We start from the raw sequence: 17,152 nt of genomic DNA, 5'->3' as shown, positions 1-17,152 counted from the left end.
ATGCCGGCCGCCCCCGCCACCGCGCTGCCCTGCTGGAGCAACCCGGGCGGGGTGCTGCCCGGCGGCCGGCCGAGCAGCCGCATGAGGGCCTCGCCGGCGCTCGGCCGTCTGTTCGGGTCCTTGGCCAGGCAGTCGGCGACCAGCGCGCGTAACGCCGGATCCGCCAGGCAGGACGTGTCGGGCTCGGCCGTCATGATGCGGTGCAGCACGGCGGCCAGATGGTCCTGGCCGAACGGGGCCCGCCCGCAGGCGGCGTACAGCAGCGTGCAGGCCCAGGCGAACATGTCGGACGGCGGCCCCGGGCTCTCCGCGTTGAGCTGCTCGGGCGCCATGTACGCGGGCGTGCCGAGCGCGGTGCCGGTCAGCGTCGAGGACAGGTCGAGCGCCCTGGCGATGCCGAAGTCGATCACGCGCGGGCCGTCGGGCGCGAGCACCACGTTCGACGGCTTGAAGTCGCGGTGCACGATCCCGGCCTGGTGGATGGCGACCAGCGCGGTGACGGTGCCGATCGCCAGCCGGTGCAGCGCGGCGCCCGAGCGCGGCCCCTGCTCGCGTACGACGTCGGCCAGCGTGGGCCCGTCGATGTACTCGCTGACGATGTACGGCCGGCCGCCGTACAGGCCGGTCTCGATGACCTGGGCGGTGCAGAACGGCGCCACCCGCCTGGCCATCGCCACCTCGCGGACGAAACGCTCGGACGCCTCGGTGTCACCGGCCAGGTCGGCGCGCAGCAGCTTGAGCGCGACCTGGGCGCCGTCGGGCGCGGTGGCCAGGTAGACGGTGCCCTGCCCGCCTTCGCCCAGACGGCCGGACACGCGGTAGCCACCCACCGAGCCGGGGTCGCCCGGCCGCGCGAGGTCCGGCATCGCACCCCCACCTTCGGCGCCTTTTGCCGCCATTGTCCGCGTCACATGGCGTCGCGTCACGCCGATACCGACTCGGTCGCATCGCTTTACCCGCCGCCCGTCCCGTGTCAGACGGCGGCGGCGACCGCCCCGGGGTCGTCGAGCGGGATCGGGCGCTCGGTCGCGGGCAGGCGTACCAGGGTGGCGTTCAGCGTCTCGGCCAGGCGTTCCGTGCAGGGGTCGTCCTCGCCGGAGCTGATCACGGTGACCGGCACGTCGGGGAACGGGTGCTCGGCCCTGATCGCGCACAGGTCGGCGGCCATGTCGCGGCGGGCCAGCCACTCCCCCGCCGCCGCGGCGAGCACGCTGCCGCGCCGGTAGACGCCCGCCGGGTCGCCGGCGCCGGTCAGCAGCCGGTGCGCGGCCGGTCCCGCGACCCTGGCCAGCGCCGTCGCCCCCCAGGTGGCGCCGAGCGCGGGCGTCCAGCGGCCCAGCGCGCGCCGCACCTGCGGCCGTTTGCCGCCGCTCGCGCAGGCCGGATCGACCAGGACGAGCTTGGCCACGCACAGCGGGTGCAGCCGGGCGAACGCCTCGGCGTGCCAGCACGACAACTCGTGCGCGACGACGGTGACCCGCTGGGGGTGCGCGGGGGCCAGCGCGGCCAGCCTGGCGGCCTCGCCGTACAGGGTGGGCGGTTCCGGCGAGGGCGGGCTGAGGCCCAGTCCAGGCCGGTCGAAGCGGGTCACGCGGTGGCGGGCGGCCAGTTCGGCGGCGACGGCGTCCCAGTGGAACCAGGCCCCGGCCGGGCCGCTGGTGAGCAGCACGGCCGGGCCGTCGCCCTGCCTGACCACGTGCGGCGGCCCCGAGCGCACCGTGTGGCCGTCGGTGATGAGCAGCCGCAGCGCCACGTACACCAGCCAGACGGCGATCAGCGTCATCAGCACCCGGTGCGCGATCCCGGCCCACTGGCCCGCGGCGACGGCGACCAGCAGCACCGCGGTGGCGGCCAGCGTGAGGCCGGTGAACAGCCACGCCACCCACGAGCGCCAGCGCACGGCCAGCAGCACCATCGCGGCCAGCACCGCGGCCGTGCCGAGCACCCCGGCCAGCTCGTGGACGCGGTGCGCGGGCGACAGCCCCGCCGTGCCGCACTCCTCGTCGCTGATCGGCGCGCAGTCCAGCGGGAACGCGCCGCCCGCGGCCAGCAGCAGCCCGAAGCCGCCCAGCGCGAGCCAGCCCGGCCACTCGCCGCGCACGTGCGGCGTCAGCGCCACCCCGGCCAGGCAGGCCAGCCCGCTGAGCACGTCACCGGCCCTGAACAGGCGCGCCCACGGCTGGTCGACCGCCGCCAGCTCGCTGACGTAGCCCTGGGTCCTGTCGACGTCGGGCGTGGTGAACTGGCCGGTGATCCACGCGCTGTACAGCACGGCCGCCACGATGAACGCGGAAGCCGCGAGGACGAACAACCTTCGCTCCACGTGATCATTACATCACTGAACGCGGTCAAACGCCCGGCGCCCCCCCAGACCGGGAACCATCGGCTCAGATCGCTCTCCAGCGGCAGCTCCCCCGCCAGCACGCCTCTGACCTGCAGTTCCAGCGCGTTGTCGCGCTTCTGCCCGGCCAGCGGCGCGAACGGGTAGAACGTCCCCCGCTTGTACAGGTAGACGACCGCCAGCCGCCGCCCATCACCCTCGAACGACACCAGCGAGCACAGCAGCGACGGCCCGAACCCGGCCTCCTCCAGCGACGAGTTGACCGCGTGCAGCTCGGTGACCAGGTCGGCGACCGCCTCGGGCGCGCGGCGCACCAGCAGCCAGGTGTAGCCGTAGCCGTCGTCGAACTCCTCGACCCGCTCGCCGAGCAGCGTCTTGACGTCGCGTTCCAGCGTGGCGAACGCGCTGCCCTCGGCCGCGCGGAAGGCCACCGAGCCCGTCCCGGTCGGCACCAGCCCGGTGGCGGCCTGCAGGGTCACGGCGGCGGACGGCAGCGCGAACAACGCGTCGAGATTGGGCTTGACCGGTTTCGACCGGCCGAGCAGGGAATCGAGCCACCCCATCGGCCTCAGCCCCGTCCGAGCTGGTGCGAGATGTTCGCCAGCTGTTCGAGCCGCCGTTCCAGCGGCGGGTGCGTGGAGAACAGGTTCGCCAGCGTCTCGCCCCTGGCCAGCGCGGGCGCGAAGTAGAAGGCGTTGAACGGCTCGGCGTCGCGCAGGTCGCGCGTCGGGATCCTGGCCATGTCGCCGGACACCTTGGTCAGTGCGCTGGCCAGCGCGGACGGCCGCTGCGTGAGCAACGCGCCGGCCCGGTCGGCGGCCAGTTCCCGGTAGCGCGACAACGCGCGGGTGAGCACGAAGCTGACGGCGTAGACGACGATCGAGACCAGCATGACGATCAGCCCGATGGGCAGGCCGCCCTGGCCGTTCTCGCGCCGGCCGCCGAGCCCGGTGTAGAGCGCGAACCTGGTCATCAGGCCGGCCACGATGCCCAGGAAGGAGGCGATGGTCATGACCGCCACGTCCCGGTGCGCCACGTGCGACAGCTCGTGGGCCAGCACGCCTTCGAGCTCCTGCGGCTCCAGGCGGCGCAGGATGCCGGTCGTCACGCAGACGACGGCCTTCTTCTGGTTGCGGCCGGTGGCGAACGCGTTGGGGACGTCGGAATCGGCGATCGCCACGCGCGGCTTGGGCATGTCGGCCAGCGCGCACAGCCGGTCGATCATCCCGTGCAACTCGGGGGCCTCCTGCGGCGACACCTCGCGCCCGTGCATCGCGAACAACGCGATGCGGTCGGACAGGAAGTACTGCGCGAACAGCAGACCCCCGGCGATCAGCAGCACGGTCAGCGCCCGCACGCCCAAGGCGATCAGGACGCCGACGAACACCACGTAGAGCAGCCCGAGCAGGAACATCGTCACGACCATGCGGCGGGTCAGGCCGCTGTCGGACGCGAACCGCGTGCGCACGGGACTCAGCCCGGAATCAGGCCCTGGTCGCCCAGCATCTCCCGGACTTCCTCGATGGAGGCGTCCGCGGGGGGAAGGATCAGCTCTGACGGCTCAAGGCTGTCGTCGGGAAGCGCCTTGCCGACCTGGCGCACCTTGTCGAGCAACGCGTGCAACTTGACCCGGAAGGCCTTCTCGTCGCCGGCGTCGATCGCGGCCTCGAGCTCGCTGTCGAGCTCGTTGAGCACCGCGATGTCGTCCGGGGAGATCTGGACCTGGCCCTCGCCCATGATCCTGACAATCATGCGCCCTCCCCGGGCTGGCGGAGATGCTGGGTCTGGCTCTGCTGCTGCGGCTGGGCCTGCTGCTGCGGCTGGCCCTGCTCGATGGCGCCCTGCGGGGCGGGGCCCTGGCCCAGCTCGGCCTTCATCCTGGCCAGCTCCAGCTCGACGTCCATGCCGCCGCCCATGCGGTCGAGCTCGGCCTGGATGTCGTCGCCGCGGGTGCCGCTGAAGTCGTCGAGCGCGCCGCTGGCCAGCAGCTCGTCGATCGCGCCCGCGCGGGCCTGCATCTGCGCCGTCTTGTCCTCGGCGCGCTGGATGGCCAGGCCGACGTCGCCCATCTCCTCGGAGATGCCGGAGAACGCCTCGTTGATGCGGGTCTGCGCCTCGGCCGCGGTGTAGGTGGCCTTGATGGTCTCCTTCTTCGTGCGGAAGGAGTCGACCTTGGCCTGCAGCCGCTGGGAAGCCGTGGTCAGCTTCTCCTCCTCGGCCTGCAGGTTGTCATGCTGGACCTTCAGATCGGCCATCTGGGTCTGCAGCCCGGAGCGGCGCTGCAGCGCCTCGCGGGCGAGGTCTTCACGACCGACGGACAACGCCTTGCGGCCCTGCTCCTCCAGCCGCCTGGACTGCTGCTCCAGCCCGTTGATCTGGATTTCCACCCTCTTGCGCGACGTGGCGACGTCGGCCACACCCCGGCGCACCTTCTGCAGCAGCTCGAGCTGCCGCTGATAGGAGTAGTCAAGGGTCTCGCGCGGATCCTCCATCTTGTCCAAGGCCTTGTTGGCCTTGGACTTGAAGATCATCGAAAGTCTCTTCATCACGCTCATGCGCGTCGGCCGTCCCCTTCTAGGTCGTGCTGGTGTTCACCCAATGCAGCGCAGCCGCCTTGGGATTACCCTACGCATAACGCACGGGGGCGTCACTAAGTTGCAGTCCAGGTAGGGTTGACGTGTGTTGCGACGCCGTTCCCAGACCTCCGTGGACGACACCCCCGTCCCCGCTGACGATCCTAAGCCCCAAGGTAAAGGACGTCCCACTCCCAAGCGCCGTGATGCCGAAGGCAGGCGACGCCAGCCGGTCAACGCGCCGAAAGACCGTAAAGAGGCCTATCGGCAGATGCGGGCCAAGCAGTCCGCCGAGCGCGAGCGCGCCCGCCAGGGCATGCTCTCCGGTGACGAGCGCTACCTCCCGGCCCGCGACAAGGGCCCGGCGCGCAAGTTCGCGCGCGACTGGGTCGACTCGCGGCGGCTGCCGAGCCAGTATTTCCTGCCGTTCTCGCTACTGATCCTGGTCGCGACCTGGATCCCGTGGCCGATGAACATCCGCGCCAGGGCGCTGGAGATCGTCATGGTGGTCGGCTGGCCGGTCATGATGGTCGGCGTCATCTTCACCTCCGTCTACGTCTCGTGGAAGGTGAAGAAGCTGGTCGCGGAGAAGCTGCCGAACGAGAGCGTCAAGGGCGTCGGCTTCTACGCGGCCATGCGGGCGATGCAGATCCGCAAGCTGCGTTTCCCGCCGCCGCAGAAGCTGCCGGGTGGCAAGCCGGTCCCGCCCAAGAAGTAGGGCTCTCCGCCGGTCATTCCGCGGGCTGCCAGCGCAGCGCGCCGCGTTCGACGGCAGGCCGCAGGCCGGCGAACTCGGCGCCCTGTTCGAGCGTGTCGGCGATCTGCCGCAGCAGCGCGTGGTACGACACCGCGAACCCCTGCCCGTTCCCGGTGACCATGCCGCCGGCCGTGCCGTCGCCCGTGCCTTTGTCCGTGTCGATCACGGCCAGGCCGGCGGGCCTGAGCGTCTGGAACGGCAGCCTCCCGGCCGCCCATGAGCCCTGGCCGCCGGCCGTGGCGCACGAGCGCCGCCAGGCGTCCCTGATCTGCCTGATGGTGAGCCCGGAGCCGCCGCCGGGCCAGGGCGCCAGGGCCAGGCCTGGCGAGCCGTTGTGCCGCAGCAGCGAGGCGCGCAGGTCGTCGGGGAAGTCCACGCCGAGCTGCGACTCGGCGACCGCGATCGTGCCCGCCCTGCCCGGGCCGCCCAGCCGGCGGTAGGTGCGCGGCGCGTTCGCCATGAGCCAGCGCTCGACGCGCCGCCACTCCCGGTTCACCGCACGTCGCACCCGGGGATCGATGGGCCGCACGACGACCGGCCGCGCCGGCGGCACGCAGGTCGCCTCGGGGGTGGGCGACGGCGACGTCGGAGCCGGTGTCGGGACCTGCGTCGGGGTAGCTGTGGCGGTCGCCCGTGGTGCTGTGGCCTGCTCGGCGGACGTGGGCGCGATCAGCGCGATCGTCAGCGTCACGGCCACGACGACCGCGATGAGGACCCAGATCAGCCCCACGCGCGCGCCACGGGCCGCCGCGGGCGCCGGCTGCGCGGGCTGTCCCTCGGGCAGGCGGGCGCGGCGGCGCACCCGTATCACGATCGCGATCAGGACGGCCGCGGTGAGCGCCGACCGTACGAGCTTCAGCACGTCGCGCACCCTATCCCGAATCCGATCACGGTACGGCACGGGCTTAAGGTCGGTCCCATGGAATTCCGACACCTCGGTCGTAGCGGTCTCAAGGTGAGTGAGATCAGTTACGGCAACTGGATCACCCACGGCTCCCAGGTCGAAGAGGACGCCGCCAACCAGTGCGTACGCGCGGCGCTCGACGAGGGCATCACCACCTTCGACACCGCGGACATCTACGCGGCCACGAAGGCCGAGGAGGTGCTCGGCAGGGCGCTCAAGGGCGAGCGCAGGGAGTCGCTGGAGATCTTCACCAAGGTCTACTGGCCCACCGGCCCCGGGCAGAACAACCGCGGCCTGTCACGCAAGCACATCACCCAGTCCATCCACGGCTCGCTGCGCCGCCTGCAGACCGACTACGTGGACCTGTACCAGGCGCACCGCTTCGACTTCGAGACTCCGCTCGAAGAGACGCTCAAGACCTTCGACGACCTGGTACGCCAGGGCAAGGTCCTGTACGTCGGCGTCAGCGAGTGGACGGCCGACCAGATCTCCAGGGCGCTGAAGATCGCCGACGAGATGGGCTTCGACCGGATCATCTCCAACCAGCCTCAGTACTCGATGTTGTGGCGGGTCATCGAGTCGGAGGTGGTGCCGCTGAGCGAGCGCGAGGGCGTCGGCCAGATCGTCTGGTCGCCGATCGCGCAGGGCGTGCTCACCGGCAAGTACCTGCCCGGGCAGCAGCCGCCCGAGGGCTCGCGGGCCACCGACCCGAGCGGCAGCGGCTTCATCGGCCGGTTCATGAACGACGATGTGCTCAGCCGGGTGCAGCAGCTCAAGCCCGTCGCCGCCGACCTCGGGCTGAGCATGGCGCAGCTGGCCGTCGCCTGGGTGCTGCAGAACCCGAACGTCTCCAGCGCCATCGTCGGGGCCAGCCGTCCCGAGCAGGTGCGCGACAACGTCAAGGCCGCGGGCGTCAAGCTCGACGCCGAGGTGCTGAAGCGGATCGACGACGTGCTCGGCCCCATCGTGGAGCGCGACCCGTCGCGTACGGTCAGCCCGCCGAAGCGCCCGTAACCGGGAAACCCGGGTTTCTCCGGAAACAAAAACCCCTTGAGCAACAATGGCGCTCAAGGGGTTTTTCCGTTAACGCGTATTCACTCCGGGCGCAATGACAATCCGGTGTATTCGACCCGGTCCTCGTCCAGCAGTGCCACCTGCTCAACACCGGAATCGACCAGCTCACGCCAGTTCTCGCCAAGCCAGGACTCCGCGTCGGCCTGGCTCGGAAAAACCTCTCGCGGCAATGGCCGATCCGTTACCTCACCACCATTTGCGTTTTCATAACGCCACCGCCATGTCATGCCATACGCTCCTTTTCCGCGGGTTCGCCGGCGCACCCTCTCGACGGCACTGGGAACCCTACTCCCGAGCTTGGAGGTCCATCGATGCTGCGCGCATGTCGTGTTGCGGCAGGAGTCGCCCTCGGGGCGGCCGCCTTAGTCTCCCTCCCCTTTCCCGCCCTGGCCACGCAGCCCGTTCAGCCCAACAACCCCGTGCCCGGCGGGACCGATCCCCACGCCACCCGCTTGTGGAGCGCCTGGCAGAGCGACGGCACGGCCTGGCTGGCCGCCCGTCCAGGCGACGGCCCGCCGGACGGCTCGGTCGTCGGCTGGCGCTTCGCCGTCTCGCCCGACGGCGCGGCCAGCGAGCCGCCCGCCGGTGAGATGCCCGTCTTCGAGACGGTCTGCGGCAAGGACGCGGCGGCCTCCGGGCACAAGCGCGTGGCCGTCGTGGTGGACTTCGGCGACGCGGACGCCGACGCCTTCCCCGGTGAGCAGCCGCCTCGGCAGGACGTGGTCAAGTGCGTGGCGGGCGCGGAGGGCGCGACCGCCGTCCAGCTCCTGGCCTCGGCCGCCCGGGTGCGGGTGAACGACCAGGGCGGCGTGGTGGCCGTCGACGACTATCCGGCGCGCGAGAAGGGCGGCGCCGAGCCGGCCGCTCCGGCCGCGGCCGAGAGCGCCGGGGAGTCCGGCGGCTCGCCGGTGGTGTGGATCGCCGGTGGGGCCGGCGTGCTCCTCCTGCTCGGCGGCGGCGCCGTCGTCGCCACCCGCCGCCGCGCCAAGTCCCCTGCCGCCGGCTGACCCCCCGCCCACCTGGGAGGCCGCGCACGGGCGAGGACGGGCGGGGCCGGTACGCTCGGCGGCCGTGAAGGTCCTTCTCAGCGGCACCGGGGGCGAGGCGGGCTGGCCCGTGCCCGGCTGCCGGTGCGCCTCCTGCCTCCCGTTGCCGGCCGGGCATCGCCGCCCGTTCGAGCCGATCGTCGATGACGTGGTCAGGTACCCGTTCACGGAGCCGCCGGCCGGGTACCGCGCGTACGGCGGCGGGCGGGCGCTGGTCGGCCCCGACGGCCGCGGCCTGCTGTGCCTGCCGGGCGGCGAGTCCGTACCCGCCGACGGCCCCGGCCGCTACGACGTGGTGCTGATGGACCTGCTCGACGGCCCGGAACGGCTCGGGGAGCTGCGGCGGGCCGGGGTCGTGGACGCCGCGACGCTGGTGGCCGGGGTGTGGGCCGATCACCGGGTCAGGTCGGAGGAGGAGCTGGCGCGGCGGCTGCGGCTGTGGGGCGCGGTGCACGTACGGGACGGAGCGGTGCTGGACACCCGCGACCCGGCGGCCACCGGGCCGCGTCCACCGCTGCGTCCACCAATGCGGGCGCCGATGCGGGCGTTGCTGCTGGGCGGGTCGCGTTCGGGGAAGTCGGCGGAGGCCGAGCTGCGGCTGGCCGCCGAACCCTACGTCACCTACGTGGCGACGGGGCCGAGCGGCGCGGGCGACGGCGAGTGGGCCGCCCGGGTGCGCGCCCATCGCGAGCGGCGGCCCGCGCACTGGGCCACGGCCGAGACCACCGACCTGGCCGGCGCGATCAGGCGGGCCACCACGCCGCTGCTCGTCGACGGCCTGGGCACCTGGCTGGCCGCGGTGTTCGACGAGCACGCCGCCTGGGAGGGCGACCGCGCGCCGGTGACGCGGCGCTGCGACGACCTGGTGTCCGCCTGGCGTGAGACCGCGCAGCCCATCGTGGCGGTCTCCGACGAGGTGGGCATGGGTGTGGTGCCCGCGACGTCCAGCGGCCGGGCCTTCAGGGACGCGCTGGGCCGGCTCAACGAGCGCCTGGCCGCCGAGTCGGAGTACGTCGCCCTGGTGGTCGCCGGCCGCCCGCTCGAACTCTGACCGCCGGCCCGCGCCGATGCGATCCCGGAACGGCCGGCGTCCGGCCCGGTGGGTCAGTGGCGCAGGGCGCGGGCGTACCAGCGGCCGTCGAGGCGGTCGACGTGCAGCGGCCGGCCGAAGCAGTCGGAGAGGTTCGCCGGCGTGAGCACCTCGGTGATCGGCCCCGCCGCCAGCACCCGGGCGTCGCGCAGCAGCAGCGCGTGCGTCGTGGTGGCGGGCACCTCCTCCAGGTGGTGTGTCACGGTCACGGTGGTGAGCACGGGACGCGTGGCCGCGAGGTCCTCCACGGCGGTGATGAGGTCTTCGCGCGCGGGCAGGTCGAGCCCCGCGAACGGCTCGTCGAGCAGCAGCACGGCGGGGTCGGCCATGAGCGCCCTGGCCACCCTGATGCGCGCCCGCTCCCCCTGCGAGCAGACGCGGAACGGCCGGTCGGCCAGGTCCTTGCAGCCGAGGTCGGCCAGCAGCCGGTGGGCGCGCTCGCGCTCGGCGTCGCCGTACTTGTCCCAGAGCGGGGCGCTGCTGCCGGTGTGCCCGGTCAGGACGACGGTGTGCGCCGTCGCGCCCTCCTCCTCCATCAGCTCCTCGTCGACGAGCCGCTGGCTGGAGGCGACCAGGCCGAGATGGCGGCGCAGCTCGCGCAGATCGACCCGGCCGAGCCGGTGCCCGAGCACGGTGACCGTGCCCTCGCTCGGATGCCGTACGGCCGCGGCCAGGGAGAGCAGGGTCGTCTTGCCCGCGCCGTTCGGGCCGAGAATCACCCAGTGATCGCCGTACTCCACCCGCCAGTCGACGTCGTCGAGCAGCGACTTGCCGACGACTCGGACACCTACGCCTTCGAGTTGAACCACGTGCATTCCAGCCACACTAGTGGCCCTACGATCGTCCGTTATGCGGCTTGAGCTACACGGGCTGCGCTTCGCCGCCGGCACGCTCAGCGTCTTTCCCGTCCGGGTGGAGCGGGTCGATCGCGAGGTGGCGGGGCGGGCGATGGCGCTGGCGCCCGCCGTGGGGCTGGTGCTGGGGGCCGTGGCCGGGCTGCCGTCGCTCCTGTGGGAGCTGCTGCCGGGGCCGCAACCGGGGCCGCAGCCGCTGTTGCTCGCCGCGCTGAGCGTGGGGCTGCTCGCGGTGCTCACGCGCGGGCTGCATCTGGACGGGCTCGCCGACCTGGCCGACGGGCTGGGCAGCGGCAAGCCGGCCGACCAGGCGCTCGACATCATGAAAAAGTCGGACATCGGGCCGTTCGGCGTGGTGACGCTGGTCTTCGTGCTGCTCATCCAGGTGACGGCGGTGTCGGCGGCCGGGTTCGCCGCCCTGGTGACCGCGTGCGTGGCGGGCCGGCTGGCGCTCACCTGGGCCTGCCTGGCCGGGGTGCCCGCGGCCCGTCCTGGCGGGCTGGGCGCGATGGTCGCGGGCACGGTGCGCCCGGCCGCCGCCTGGGCCGCGACCCTGGCCGCCCTGCTCGCCACCGCCCTGCTCGGGCTGCTCGCCACCGCCGCACTCGGGCTGCCGCCCGCCGGTCCCGGCCCTGGCGGCGGGGCGCCGCCGTACACGGTGCCGCCGCTGGGGCTGCCGCTGGGGCTGCTCGCCGGGCTCGGGGCAGCGTGGCTGCTGCGCCGGCACGCCGTCCGCAGGCTCGGCGGCGTCACGGGCGACGTGCTCGGCGCCCTCGTGGAGACCGCCGCGACGGCCTGCCTGGTGGTCTGCGCGCTCCTGTGACCAGCGTCCGCCGCCCGAACGTCACGCGGCGGGTTCGGGTTCCGTCAGCCGTACCGGGAGGAACTTGAGCAGGACGACGGCGACCAGCGCGAGCACGGCCAGCCCGACCAGCCCGGTGGGCCCGGCGATCACCTCGTCGGGCGGCGCGGCCGCGTCGCCGAGCAGCAGCACCGGGCCAGCGACCGCGTTCAGCGAGCCGTGCCCGATCACCGCCGGCCAGACGCTGCCCGAGCGCAGCCGCAGCCAGCCGAACACGATCCCGGCCAGCACGCAGAACGCGATGAAGTACACCGCGGCCCACGAGCCCAGGCGCGGATAGTTGTAGCCGAGCAGGGTGAGCGGCGCGTGCCACACGCCCCAGATCGCCCCCGACAGCACCAGCCCGCCGAGCACGCCGCGCGCCGAGACGAGCCTGGGCAGCAGCCAGCCGCGCCAGCCCCACTCCTCGCCGAGCGCGAAGACCAGGTTGAGCACCGGCCCGGTCACCACGGCCGCGGCGATCTGGACGGCGGCGACCGCGCCGAGCCCGCCGGGCACGGGCACGCCCTGCGCGCGCAGCGCGGCGTCGAGCAGGCTGAGACCGTCGAGGTCCAGCTTCACCAGGCCGAGCGCCGCGCTCAGCGCCATCGCGCCGATCACGAACAGCGGGGTGCCGAGCCAGGCCGCCAGTATCAGCAGCCAGGTGCGGCCCTTGCGCTCGCCGAACGTGAGCCCGGTGCGCGCCGCCCACTCGCGGAACGGCGCCCGGGGCCTGGACAGCAGCCAGACGGCCAGCACGCCGGCCGACGGCGTGAACATCATCAGCGTCGCGCACACCCGGGTCAGCGGGGAGCTCAGCCCGCCGCCGAGCCAGACGGGCAGCGTCACCGCCCACGAGAGGGCGAACGCGGCGACGAGGAAGACGGCCAGCGGGGATCTCATGACGCGATGCGCTCCTCGACCAGCGCGTTGACGAGGGCCGCGCCGCGCTCGGCGTCGTCGGCGCTGACGGCCAGCAGCCGGCCGGAGCGGTAGCGGACGACCAGGCAGTCGCCGCCGCGCACCATGATCGTGCTGTTGCCGGGCAGCCCGCGGAAGCCCCAGCCGCCGACCTCGCCCGGCTGCCGGTCCTCGGCCCACGCCGACTCGATCTGCGACAGCGGGATGTGCCTGCCGGGGCGGCCGAACGGGCCGAAGCCGATGGCCAGGCCGTTCTCCGAGACCCGTACGGACACCGAGCCGGTGACCAGCCCGGCGGCCAGCACGATGATCAGCACGGGCAGGATCCCGGGCAGGAACGCGCCACCGGGCAGCATCCCGGCGACCCAGAGCGCGCCCGTCACGGCGATGCCCGCGGCGGCGACGCCGGCCGCGATCATCGGCCACAGGACGCTCACCCGGCTCACCCACACGGTGCGCTGACCGGGGCGCAGGCTCATGGCGGGCACCGCCTGGTGCGCCGGCTTCGCATCGGCCGTGCCACGCCCGGCGTACCCGGCCAGCGCGCCCGCGGCCAAAGCCGCGGCGATGACCGCGAGCACCTGCCAGCCCGCCAGCTCGGCGGCGGCCCAGCCGGGCGCGTCGAGGTTGGCCAGCACGGTGGTGATGCTCATGCCCAGCACGAGCGCGCCGCCGAAGAACAGCGACGCCCACCAGAAGATCCGGTTCGCCTGCTTGCCCAGCGTGCCCGGCAGCCACAGGGCGATGCCGAGCAGCACCAGCCAGATCGCGCTCCACAGCGCCAGCACGGCGATCAGCGCGGCGCCCTGCGACATGCTGCCGTCGGGCGCGCCGCCCGCGCCCCAGTGCGTGGCGATCGGGTCGGGCAGGCGGTCGCTCAGGCTCAGCGGCAGCAGGACCAGCACGGCGGTGACGGCCAGCCCCCACACGGTGGCGGTCAGGCGGGAGATCACGTCAATTCCTCCAAAATCGTCTTGAGGTCTTCGCGGCCGTAGCCGAGCCGCTTGGCCTCGTCGAGCAGTTCGCGGGTGCGCTGGACGAGCAGCGCCCGGCCGTCGGCGCGGCCGGCGACGCTGACGCCGCGCCCGCGCCTGAACTCCAGTAACCCCTCGTCGCGCAGGTCGCGCAGCGCGCGCAGCACGGTGTTGGCATTGATGCCGAGCGCGTCGGCCAGGTCTCGTGCGGGCGGCAGACGGTCGCCCGGCGCGTACGAGCCCTCGCCGATCGCACGGCGAATCGCGCCCGCCACCTGCTCGTGCAGGGGCCGCGCGTCGTTGAGATCGAGCGTCAGCAACATGATGCTAATGACACTAGCACCATTCAAATGATCGTGCGTGACAGGGATTGGTGGGATGAACCCCTGTTTGTGAGTACGCAGAAACCCTGGATAGCATCGGTTTACGTGACCACTGTGCGGCTGAACTCAGCAGATCCAGTCTCTATAGACACCGACGCACTCATCGTCGGGTTCCGGTCCGGCCAGGAGGGCCCGCGCCCCACGAACGGCGCCGAGGCACTCGACGCGGCTTTCGGCGGCAAGCTGGCCGCCTCCCTCGACGCCGTCGGCTTCTCCGGCAAGCCCGGCGAGCTCGCCAAGCTCCCCACCTTCGGCGCCATCGCGGCCCCGCTGCTGGTGGCCGTGGGCCTGGGCGAGAACCCCGACACGGAGGGTCTGCGCCGCGCCGCGGGCGCCGCCGTGCGCTCGCTGGCCGGTACCGCGCGCGCCGCGCTGGCGCTGCCCGCGGGCACGCCCGAGGAGACCGAGGCCGTCGCGCTCGGCGGCCTGCTCGGCGCCTACGGCTTCGCCCGCTACCGGACCTCCGGCGAGCAGAAGCCGCCGGTCGGCGAGCTGACCGTGATCGCCGGTGACTCCGCCGAGCAGGGCGTCGCCGAGCGCGCCGCCGTGCTGGCCGAGTCCGTCACCCTGGTGCGCGACCTGGTCAACACGCCGCCGTCCGACCTGTGGCCGGCCAAGTTCGCCGAGATCGCCGAGCAGACCGGCGCCAAGGCCGGGCTGAGCGTCGAGGTGCTCGACGAGAAGCAGCTCAAGGACGGCGGCTACGGCGGCCTCATCGGCGTCGGCCAGGGCTCGTCCAACCCGCCGCGGCTGGTCAGGCTGTCCTACAGCCACCCGGAGGCCACCAAGACGCTGGCGTTCGTGGGCAAGGGCATCACGTTCGACTCCGGCGGCCTGTCGCTCAAGCCGTCGGCGTCCATGGACTGGATGAAGTCCGACATGGGCGGCGCGGGCGCGGTCTTCGGCGCGCTGGTCGGCATCGCCAGGCTGGGCCTGCCCGTCAACGCCATCGGCTACCTCTGCCTGGCCGAGAACCTGCCGAGCGGCACCGCGCAGCGCCCGTCCGACGTGATCCACAGCTACAGCGGCAAGACGGTCGAGGTGCTCGACACCGACGCCGAGGGCCGCCTGGTGCTCATGGACGGCATCGCCCGCGCCGCCGAGGACGGCCCGGACGTGATCGTCGACGTGGCCACGCTCACCGGCGCGCAGATCGTCGCGCTCGGCTGGCGCACCTCCGGCGTGATGTCCAACGACGACGCGCTCAGGGAGCTCGTCGTCGAGACGGCGGGCGCCGCGGGCGAGGGCGCCTGGGGCATGCCGCTGCCCGAGGAGCTGCGCAAGGGCCTCGACTCCGCGGTCGCCGACATCGCCAACCTCCAGCCCGAGCGCTGGGGCAGCATGCTGGCCGCGGGCATCTTCCTGAAGGAGTTCGTGCCCGACGGCGTGCGCTGGGCGCACATCGACATGGCCGGGCCCGCCTTCAACAAGGGCGAGGCCTACGGCTACACGCCCAAGGGCGGCACCGGCGCCATCACGCGCACCCTCATCGGACTCGCCGAGCGGCACGCGAGCATCTGAAACAAATGAAAAGATGACGGCACACGTGCACTCACGTGCACCCCGAAAAGGAGAGCCTTCCTGTGGCCTATGACATCGTCGTCCTAGGTGGTGGCAGCGGCGGCTACGCCTGCGCGCTCCGGGCGGCTGAGCTGGGCAAGTCGGTGGTCCTGATCGAGAAGGACAAGATCGGCGGCACCTGCCTGCACCGGGGATGCATCCCCACCAAGGCCCTGCTGCACTCGGCCGAGGTCGCCGACGAGACCCGAGAGAGCGAGTCGTTCGGCGTCAAGGCGCGCTTCGACGGCATCGACGTCCAGGGCGTGCACGCGTTCAAGGACAAGATCGTCAACCGGGCCTGGAAGGGCGTCCAGGGCCTGCTCAAGGGCGCCGGCGTGACCGTCGTCGAGGGCGCGGGCACGCTGGTCGGCCCGAACCGGGTCCAGGTCGGTTCCGAGGTCTACGAGGGCCGCGACATCGTCCTGGCCACGGGTTCGGCGCCGAAGACGCTGCCCGGCCTGGAGATCGACGGCGAGCGCGTCATCACCAGCGAGCACACGCTCAAGATGGACCGCGTGCCCAGCTCGGTGATCGTGCTGGGCGGCGGCGTCATCGGCGTCGAGCTGGCCAGCGTCTACCGCTCCTTCGGCGCCGAGGTCACCATCGTCGAGGCGCTGCCCCACCTGCTGCCCACCGAGGAGGAGTCCAGCTCCAAGCTGCTGGAGCGGGCCTTCCGCCGCCGCGGCATCAAGTACGAGCTGGGCGTCTTCTTCGACAGCGCCAAGACCACGGAGACCGGCGTGGTCGTCACCCTGGCCAACGGCAAGACCCTCGACGCCGAGCTGCTGCTCGTCGCGGTCGGCCGCGGCGCGGTCAGCGCCGGCATGGGCTTCGAGGAGCAGGGCATCGCCGTCGAGCGGGGCGCGGTCGTGGTCGACGAGCACTGCCAGACCTCCGTGCCGCACGTCTACGCCATCGGCGACCTCATCCCGACCCTCCAGCTCGCCCACGCCGGGTTCGCCGAGGGCATCATGGTGGCCGAGCACATCGCCGGTCTCAACCCGCCGCCGATCGACTACGCGGGCGTGCCGCGCATCACCTACTCCGACCCCGAGGTCGCCTCCGTCGGCATCACCTCGGCGCAGGCCGCCGAGCGCGGCATCGAGATCGTCGAGCAGGTCTACGACCTGGCGGGCAACCCGAAGAGCCAGATTCTCGGCACCGCGGGCGCCGTCAAGGTCATCGCCCAGAAGGACGGGCCCGTCGTCGGCGTCCACATGGTGGGCCGGCGCATCGGCGAGCTCGTCACAGAAGGCCAGCTGATCTACAACTGGGAGGCGCTGCCCGCAGAGGTCGCCCAGCTCATCCACGCGCACCCGACCCAGTCCGAGGCAGTCGGTGAGGCGATGCTGGCCCTGGCCGGCAAGCCGTTGCACGTACACAACTAGTCCAGCCCTCGAGATCAGAACGCGAGAGAAGAATAACGATGCCGGTCTCCGTACAGATGCCCCAGCTCGGCGAGAGCGTGACCGAGGGCACGGTAACCCGTTGGCTGAAGAAGGAGGGCGAGCGCGTCGAGGCCGACGAGCCGCTCCTCGAGGTCTCGACCGACAAGGTCGACACCGAGATCCCGTCGCCGTCCGCGGGTGTCCTCACCAAGATCGTCGTGGCTGAGGACGAAACGGTCGAGGTCGGCGCCGAACTCGCCATCATCGACGAGAGCGGCCAGGCCGGCGCGCCCGCGCCCGCCGCCGAGGCCGCACCGGCCCCCGCCGCGCAGCCCGAGCCCGAGCCTGAGCCCGCTCCGGCGCCCGCCGCCCCGGCCTCCTCGATCCCGCAGCCCGCGCCGGCCGCTCCGCCGGCCCCGCAGGCCGCGCCCGCCCAGGCCCCGGCG

Annotated in this window: 19 protein-coding genes and 1 pseudogene; 8 read left to right on the top strand and 12 right to left on the bottom strand. The window is 72.8% G+C overall.

The annotated features are described in order from the left end of the window. From HII36_RS44790 to HII36_RS44765, 6 genes and pseudogenes are all read right to left on the bottom strand, one after another. Positions 1 to 866 (bottom strand): serine/threonine-protein kinase (locus HII36_RS44790; RefSeq protein WP_173529454.1); only part of this gene is annotated, 866 nt, incomplete at its 3' end. A gap of 107 nt (positions 867 to 973) precedes the next feature. Then, positions 974 to 2,272, bottom strand: a complete 1,299-nt coding sequence (locus HII36_RS44785) for an alpha/beta fold hydrolase (RefSeq protein WP_173529453.1) — start codon at positions 2,270 to 2,272, stop codon at positions 974 to 976. 83 nt (positions 2,273 to 2,355) lie between these two features. Continuing rightward, a pseudogene (gene pspAB, locus HII36_RS44780) lies at positions 2,356 to 2,904 on the bottom strand (PspA-associated protein PspAB); the annotation flags it as partial. 5 nt (positions 2,905 to 2,909) lie between these two features. Then, positions 2,910 to 3,809, bottom strand: a complete 900-nt coding sequence (gene htpX / locus HII36_RS44775) for a zinc metalloprotease HtpX (RefSeq protein WP_173529452.1) — start codon at positions 3,807 to 3,809, stop codon at positions 2,910 to 2,912. A gap of 5 nt (positions 3,810 to 3,814) precedes the next feature. Further along, positions 3,815 to 4,093 (bottom strand): PspA-associated protein PspAA, encoded by a 279-nt coding sequence (gene pspAA, locus HII36_RS44770; protein ID WP_173529451.1) that lies wholly within the window; start codon positions 4,091 to 4,093, stop codon positions 3,815 to 3,817. Next, on the bottom strand, positions 4,090 to 4,872 hold the full coding sequence (locus HII36_RS44765; protein ID WP_236004590.1) for a PspA/IM30 family protein: 783 nt from the start codon (positions 4,870 to 4,872) through the stop codon (positions 4,090 to 4,092). Before HII36_RS44765 ends, pspAA begins: the two co-directional genes overlap by 4 nt. A 175-nt stretch (positions 4,873 to 5,047) precedes the next feature. Between HII36_RS44765 and HII36_RS44760 the strand changes: the two genes are divergently transcribed. Then, on the top strand, positions 5,048 to 5,632 hold the full coding sequence (locus HII36_RS44760; protein ID WP_328808173.1) for a DUF3043 domain-containing protein: 585 nt from the start codon (positions 5,048 to 5,050) through the stop codon (positions 5,630 to 5,632). 13 nt (positions 5,633 to 5,645) lie between these two features. On the opposite strand, the gene HII36_RS44755 is transcribed toward HII36_RS44760, so the two are convergent. Next, positions 5,646 to 6,533 (bottom strand): SMI1/KNR4 family protein, encoded by an 888-nt coding sequence (locus HII36_RS44755; protein ID WP_173529449.1) that lies wholly within the window; start codon positions 6,531 to 6,533, stop codon positions 5,646 to 5,648. A gap of 57 nt (positions 6,534 to 6,590) precedes the next feature. Between HII36_RS44755 and HII36_RS44750 the strand changes: the two genes are divergently transcribed. After that, positions 6,591 to 7,589, top strand: coding sequence for an aldo/keto reductase family protein (locus HII36_RS44750; protein WP_173529448.1), 999 nt, complete (start codon positions 6,591 to 6,593; stop codon positions 7,587 to 7,589). 80 nt (positions 7,590 to 7,669) lie between these two features. Here HII36_RS44750 and HII36_RS44745 read toward each other — a convergent pair whose 3' ends face one another. Beyond that, positions 7,670 to 7,876, bottom strand: coding sequence for a hypothetical protein (locus HII36_RS44745; RefSeq protein WP_173529447.1), 207 nt, complete (start codon positions 7,874 to 7,876; stop codon positions 7,670 to 7,672). A 192-nt stretch (positions 7,877 to 8,068) separates the two neighbouring features. Here HII36_RS44745 and HII36_RS44740 point away from each other — a divergent pair, with 192 nt between their 5' ends. Together HII36_RS44740 and HII36_RS58970 are read left to right on the top strand one after the other, a co-directional pair. Then, complete coding sequence (locus HII36_RS44740; RefSeq protein WP_173529446.1) at positions 8,069 to 8,656, top strand: SCO2322 family protein; 588 nt, start codon at positions 8,069 to 8,071, stop codon at positions 8,654 to 8,656. Positions 8,657 to 8,720: 64 nt separating this feature from the next. Then, positions 8,721 to 9,746, top strand: a complete 1,026-nt coding sequence (locus tag HII36_RS58970) for a bifunctional adenosylcobinamide kinase/adenosylcobinamide-phosphate guanylyltransferase (protein WP_173529445.1) — start codon at positions 8,721 to 8,723, stop codon at positions 9,744 to 9,746. A 53-nt stretch (positions 9,747 to 9,799) separates the two neighbouring features. On the opposite strand, the gene HII36_RS44730 is transcribed toward HII36_RS58970, so the two are convergent. Beyond that, complete coding sequence (locus HII36_RS44730; protein ID WP_173529444.1) at positions 9,800 to 10,600, bottom strand: ABC transporter ATP-binding protein; 801 nt, start codon at positions 10,598 to 10,600, stop codon at positions 9,800 to 9,802. A gap of 34 nt (positions 10,601 to 10,634) precedes the next feature. Here HII36_RS44730 and HII36_RS44725 point away from each other — a divergent pair, with 34 nt between their 5' ends. Continuing rightward, positions 10,635 to 11,462: an adenosylcobinamide-GDP ribazoletransferase gene (locus HII36_RS44725; RefSeq protein WP_173529443.1), complete on the top strand. Its 828-nt coding sequence runs from the start codon at positions 10,635 to 10,637 to the stop codon at positions 11,460 to 11,462. Between the two features lie 21 nt (positions 11,463 to 11,483). Here the strand turns inward: HII36_RS44725 and HII36_RS44720 are convergent, their stop codons facing one another. From HII36_RS44720 to HII36_RS44710, 3 genes are read right to left on the bottom strand one after another with little or no spacing between them, the layout of a single operon-like run. Further along, a complete protein-coding gene (locus tag HII36_RS44720) occupies positions 11,484 to 12,383 on the bottom strand; it encodes a CPBP family intramembrane glutamic endopeptidase (RefSeq protein ID WP_173529442.1) in 900 nt (299 codons plus the stop codon). After that, on the bottom strand, positions 12,380 to 13,354 hold the full coding sequence (locus HII36_RS44715) for a DUF1648 domain-containing protein (protein ID WP_173529441.1): 975 nt from the start codon (positions 13,352 to 13,354) through the stop codon (positions 12,380 to 12,382). The genes HII36_RS44720 and HII36_RS44715 overlap by 4 nt, the downstream gene beginning before the upstream one ends. Then, positions 13,351 to 13,698: a GntR family transcriptional regulator gene (locus tag HII36_RS44710; protein WP_173529440.1), complete on the bottom strand. Its 348-nt coding sequence runs from the start codon at positions 13,696 to 13,698 to the stop codon at positions 13,351 to 13,353. Before HII36_RS44710 ends, HII36_RS44715 begins: the two co-directional genes overlap by 4 nt. Before the next feature lie 105 nt (positions 13,699 to 13,803). Here HII36_RS44710 and HII36_RS44705 point away from each other — a divergent pair, with 105 nt between their 5' ends. The 3 genes from HII36_RS44705 to HII36_RS44695 form a co-directional block, all read left to right on the top strand. Continuing rightward, positions 13,804 to 15,279, top strand: coding sequence for a leucyl aminopeptidase (locus HII36_RS44705; RefSeq protein ID WP_328808172.1), 1,476 nt, complete (start codon positions 13,804 to 13,806; stop codon positions 15,277 to 15,279). 62 nt (positions 15,280 to 15,341) lie between these two features. Beyond that, positions 15,342 to 16,706 (top strand): dihydrolipoyl dehydrogenase, encoded by a 1,365-nt coding sequence (gene lpdA, locus HII36_RS44700; RefSeq protein ID WP_173529438.1) that lies wholly within the window; start codon positions 15,342 to 15,344, stop codon positions 16,704 to 16,706. Between the two features lie 38 nt (positions 16,707 to 16,744). Next, positions 16,745 to 17,152: biotin/lipoyl-containing protein (locus HII36_RS44695; RefSeq protein ID WP_328808171.1), on the top strand; the 408-nt coding region annotated here is incomplete at its 3' end.

The sequence above is a fragment of the Nonomuraea antri genome (assembly GCF_013283785.1).
GTDB lineage: Bacteria > Actinomycetota > Actinomycetes > Streptosporangiales > Streptosporangiaceae > Nonomuraea > Nonomuraea antri.
Note: the sequence above shows the minus strand (reverse complement) of the source record. Positions and strands in the feature narration are given on the sequence as shown.

Coding starts and splice junctions, on each gene's coding strand:
- HII36_RS44725 (WP_173529443.1), top strand. CDS start 10,635: ATGCGGCTTGAGCTACACGGGCTGCGCTTCGCCGCCGGCACGCTCAGC.
- HII36_RS44730 (WP_173529444.1), bottom strand. CDS start 10,600: ATGCACGTGGTTCAACTCGAAGGCGTAGGTGTCCGAGTCGTCGGCAAG.
- HII36_RS44720 (WP_173529442.1), bottom strand. CDS start 12,383: ATGAGATCCCCGCTGGCCGTCTTCCTCGTCGCCGCGTTCGCCCTCTCG.
- HII36_RS44745 (WP_173529447.1), bottom strand. CDS start 7,876: ATGACATGGCGGTGGCGTTATGAAAACGCAAATGGTGGTGAGGTAACG.
- HII36_RS44750 (WP_173529448.1), top strand. CDS start 6,591: ATGGAATTCCGACACCTCGGTCGTAGCGGTCTCAAGGTGAGTGAGATC.
- pspAA (WP_173529451.1), bottom strand. CDS start 4,093: ATGATTGTCAGGATCATGGGCGAGGGCCAGGTCCAGATCTCCCCGGAC.
- HII36_RS44765 (WP_236004590.1), bottom strand. CDS start 4,872: ATGATCTTCAAGTCCAAGGCCAACAAGGCCTTGGACAAGATGGAGGAT.
- HII36_RS44710 (WP_173529440.1), bottom strand. CDS start 13,698: ATGTTGCTGACGCTCGATCTCAACGACGCGCGGCCCCTGCACGAGCAG.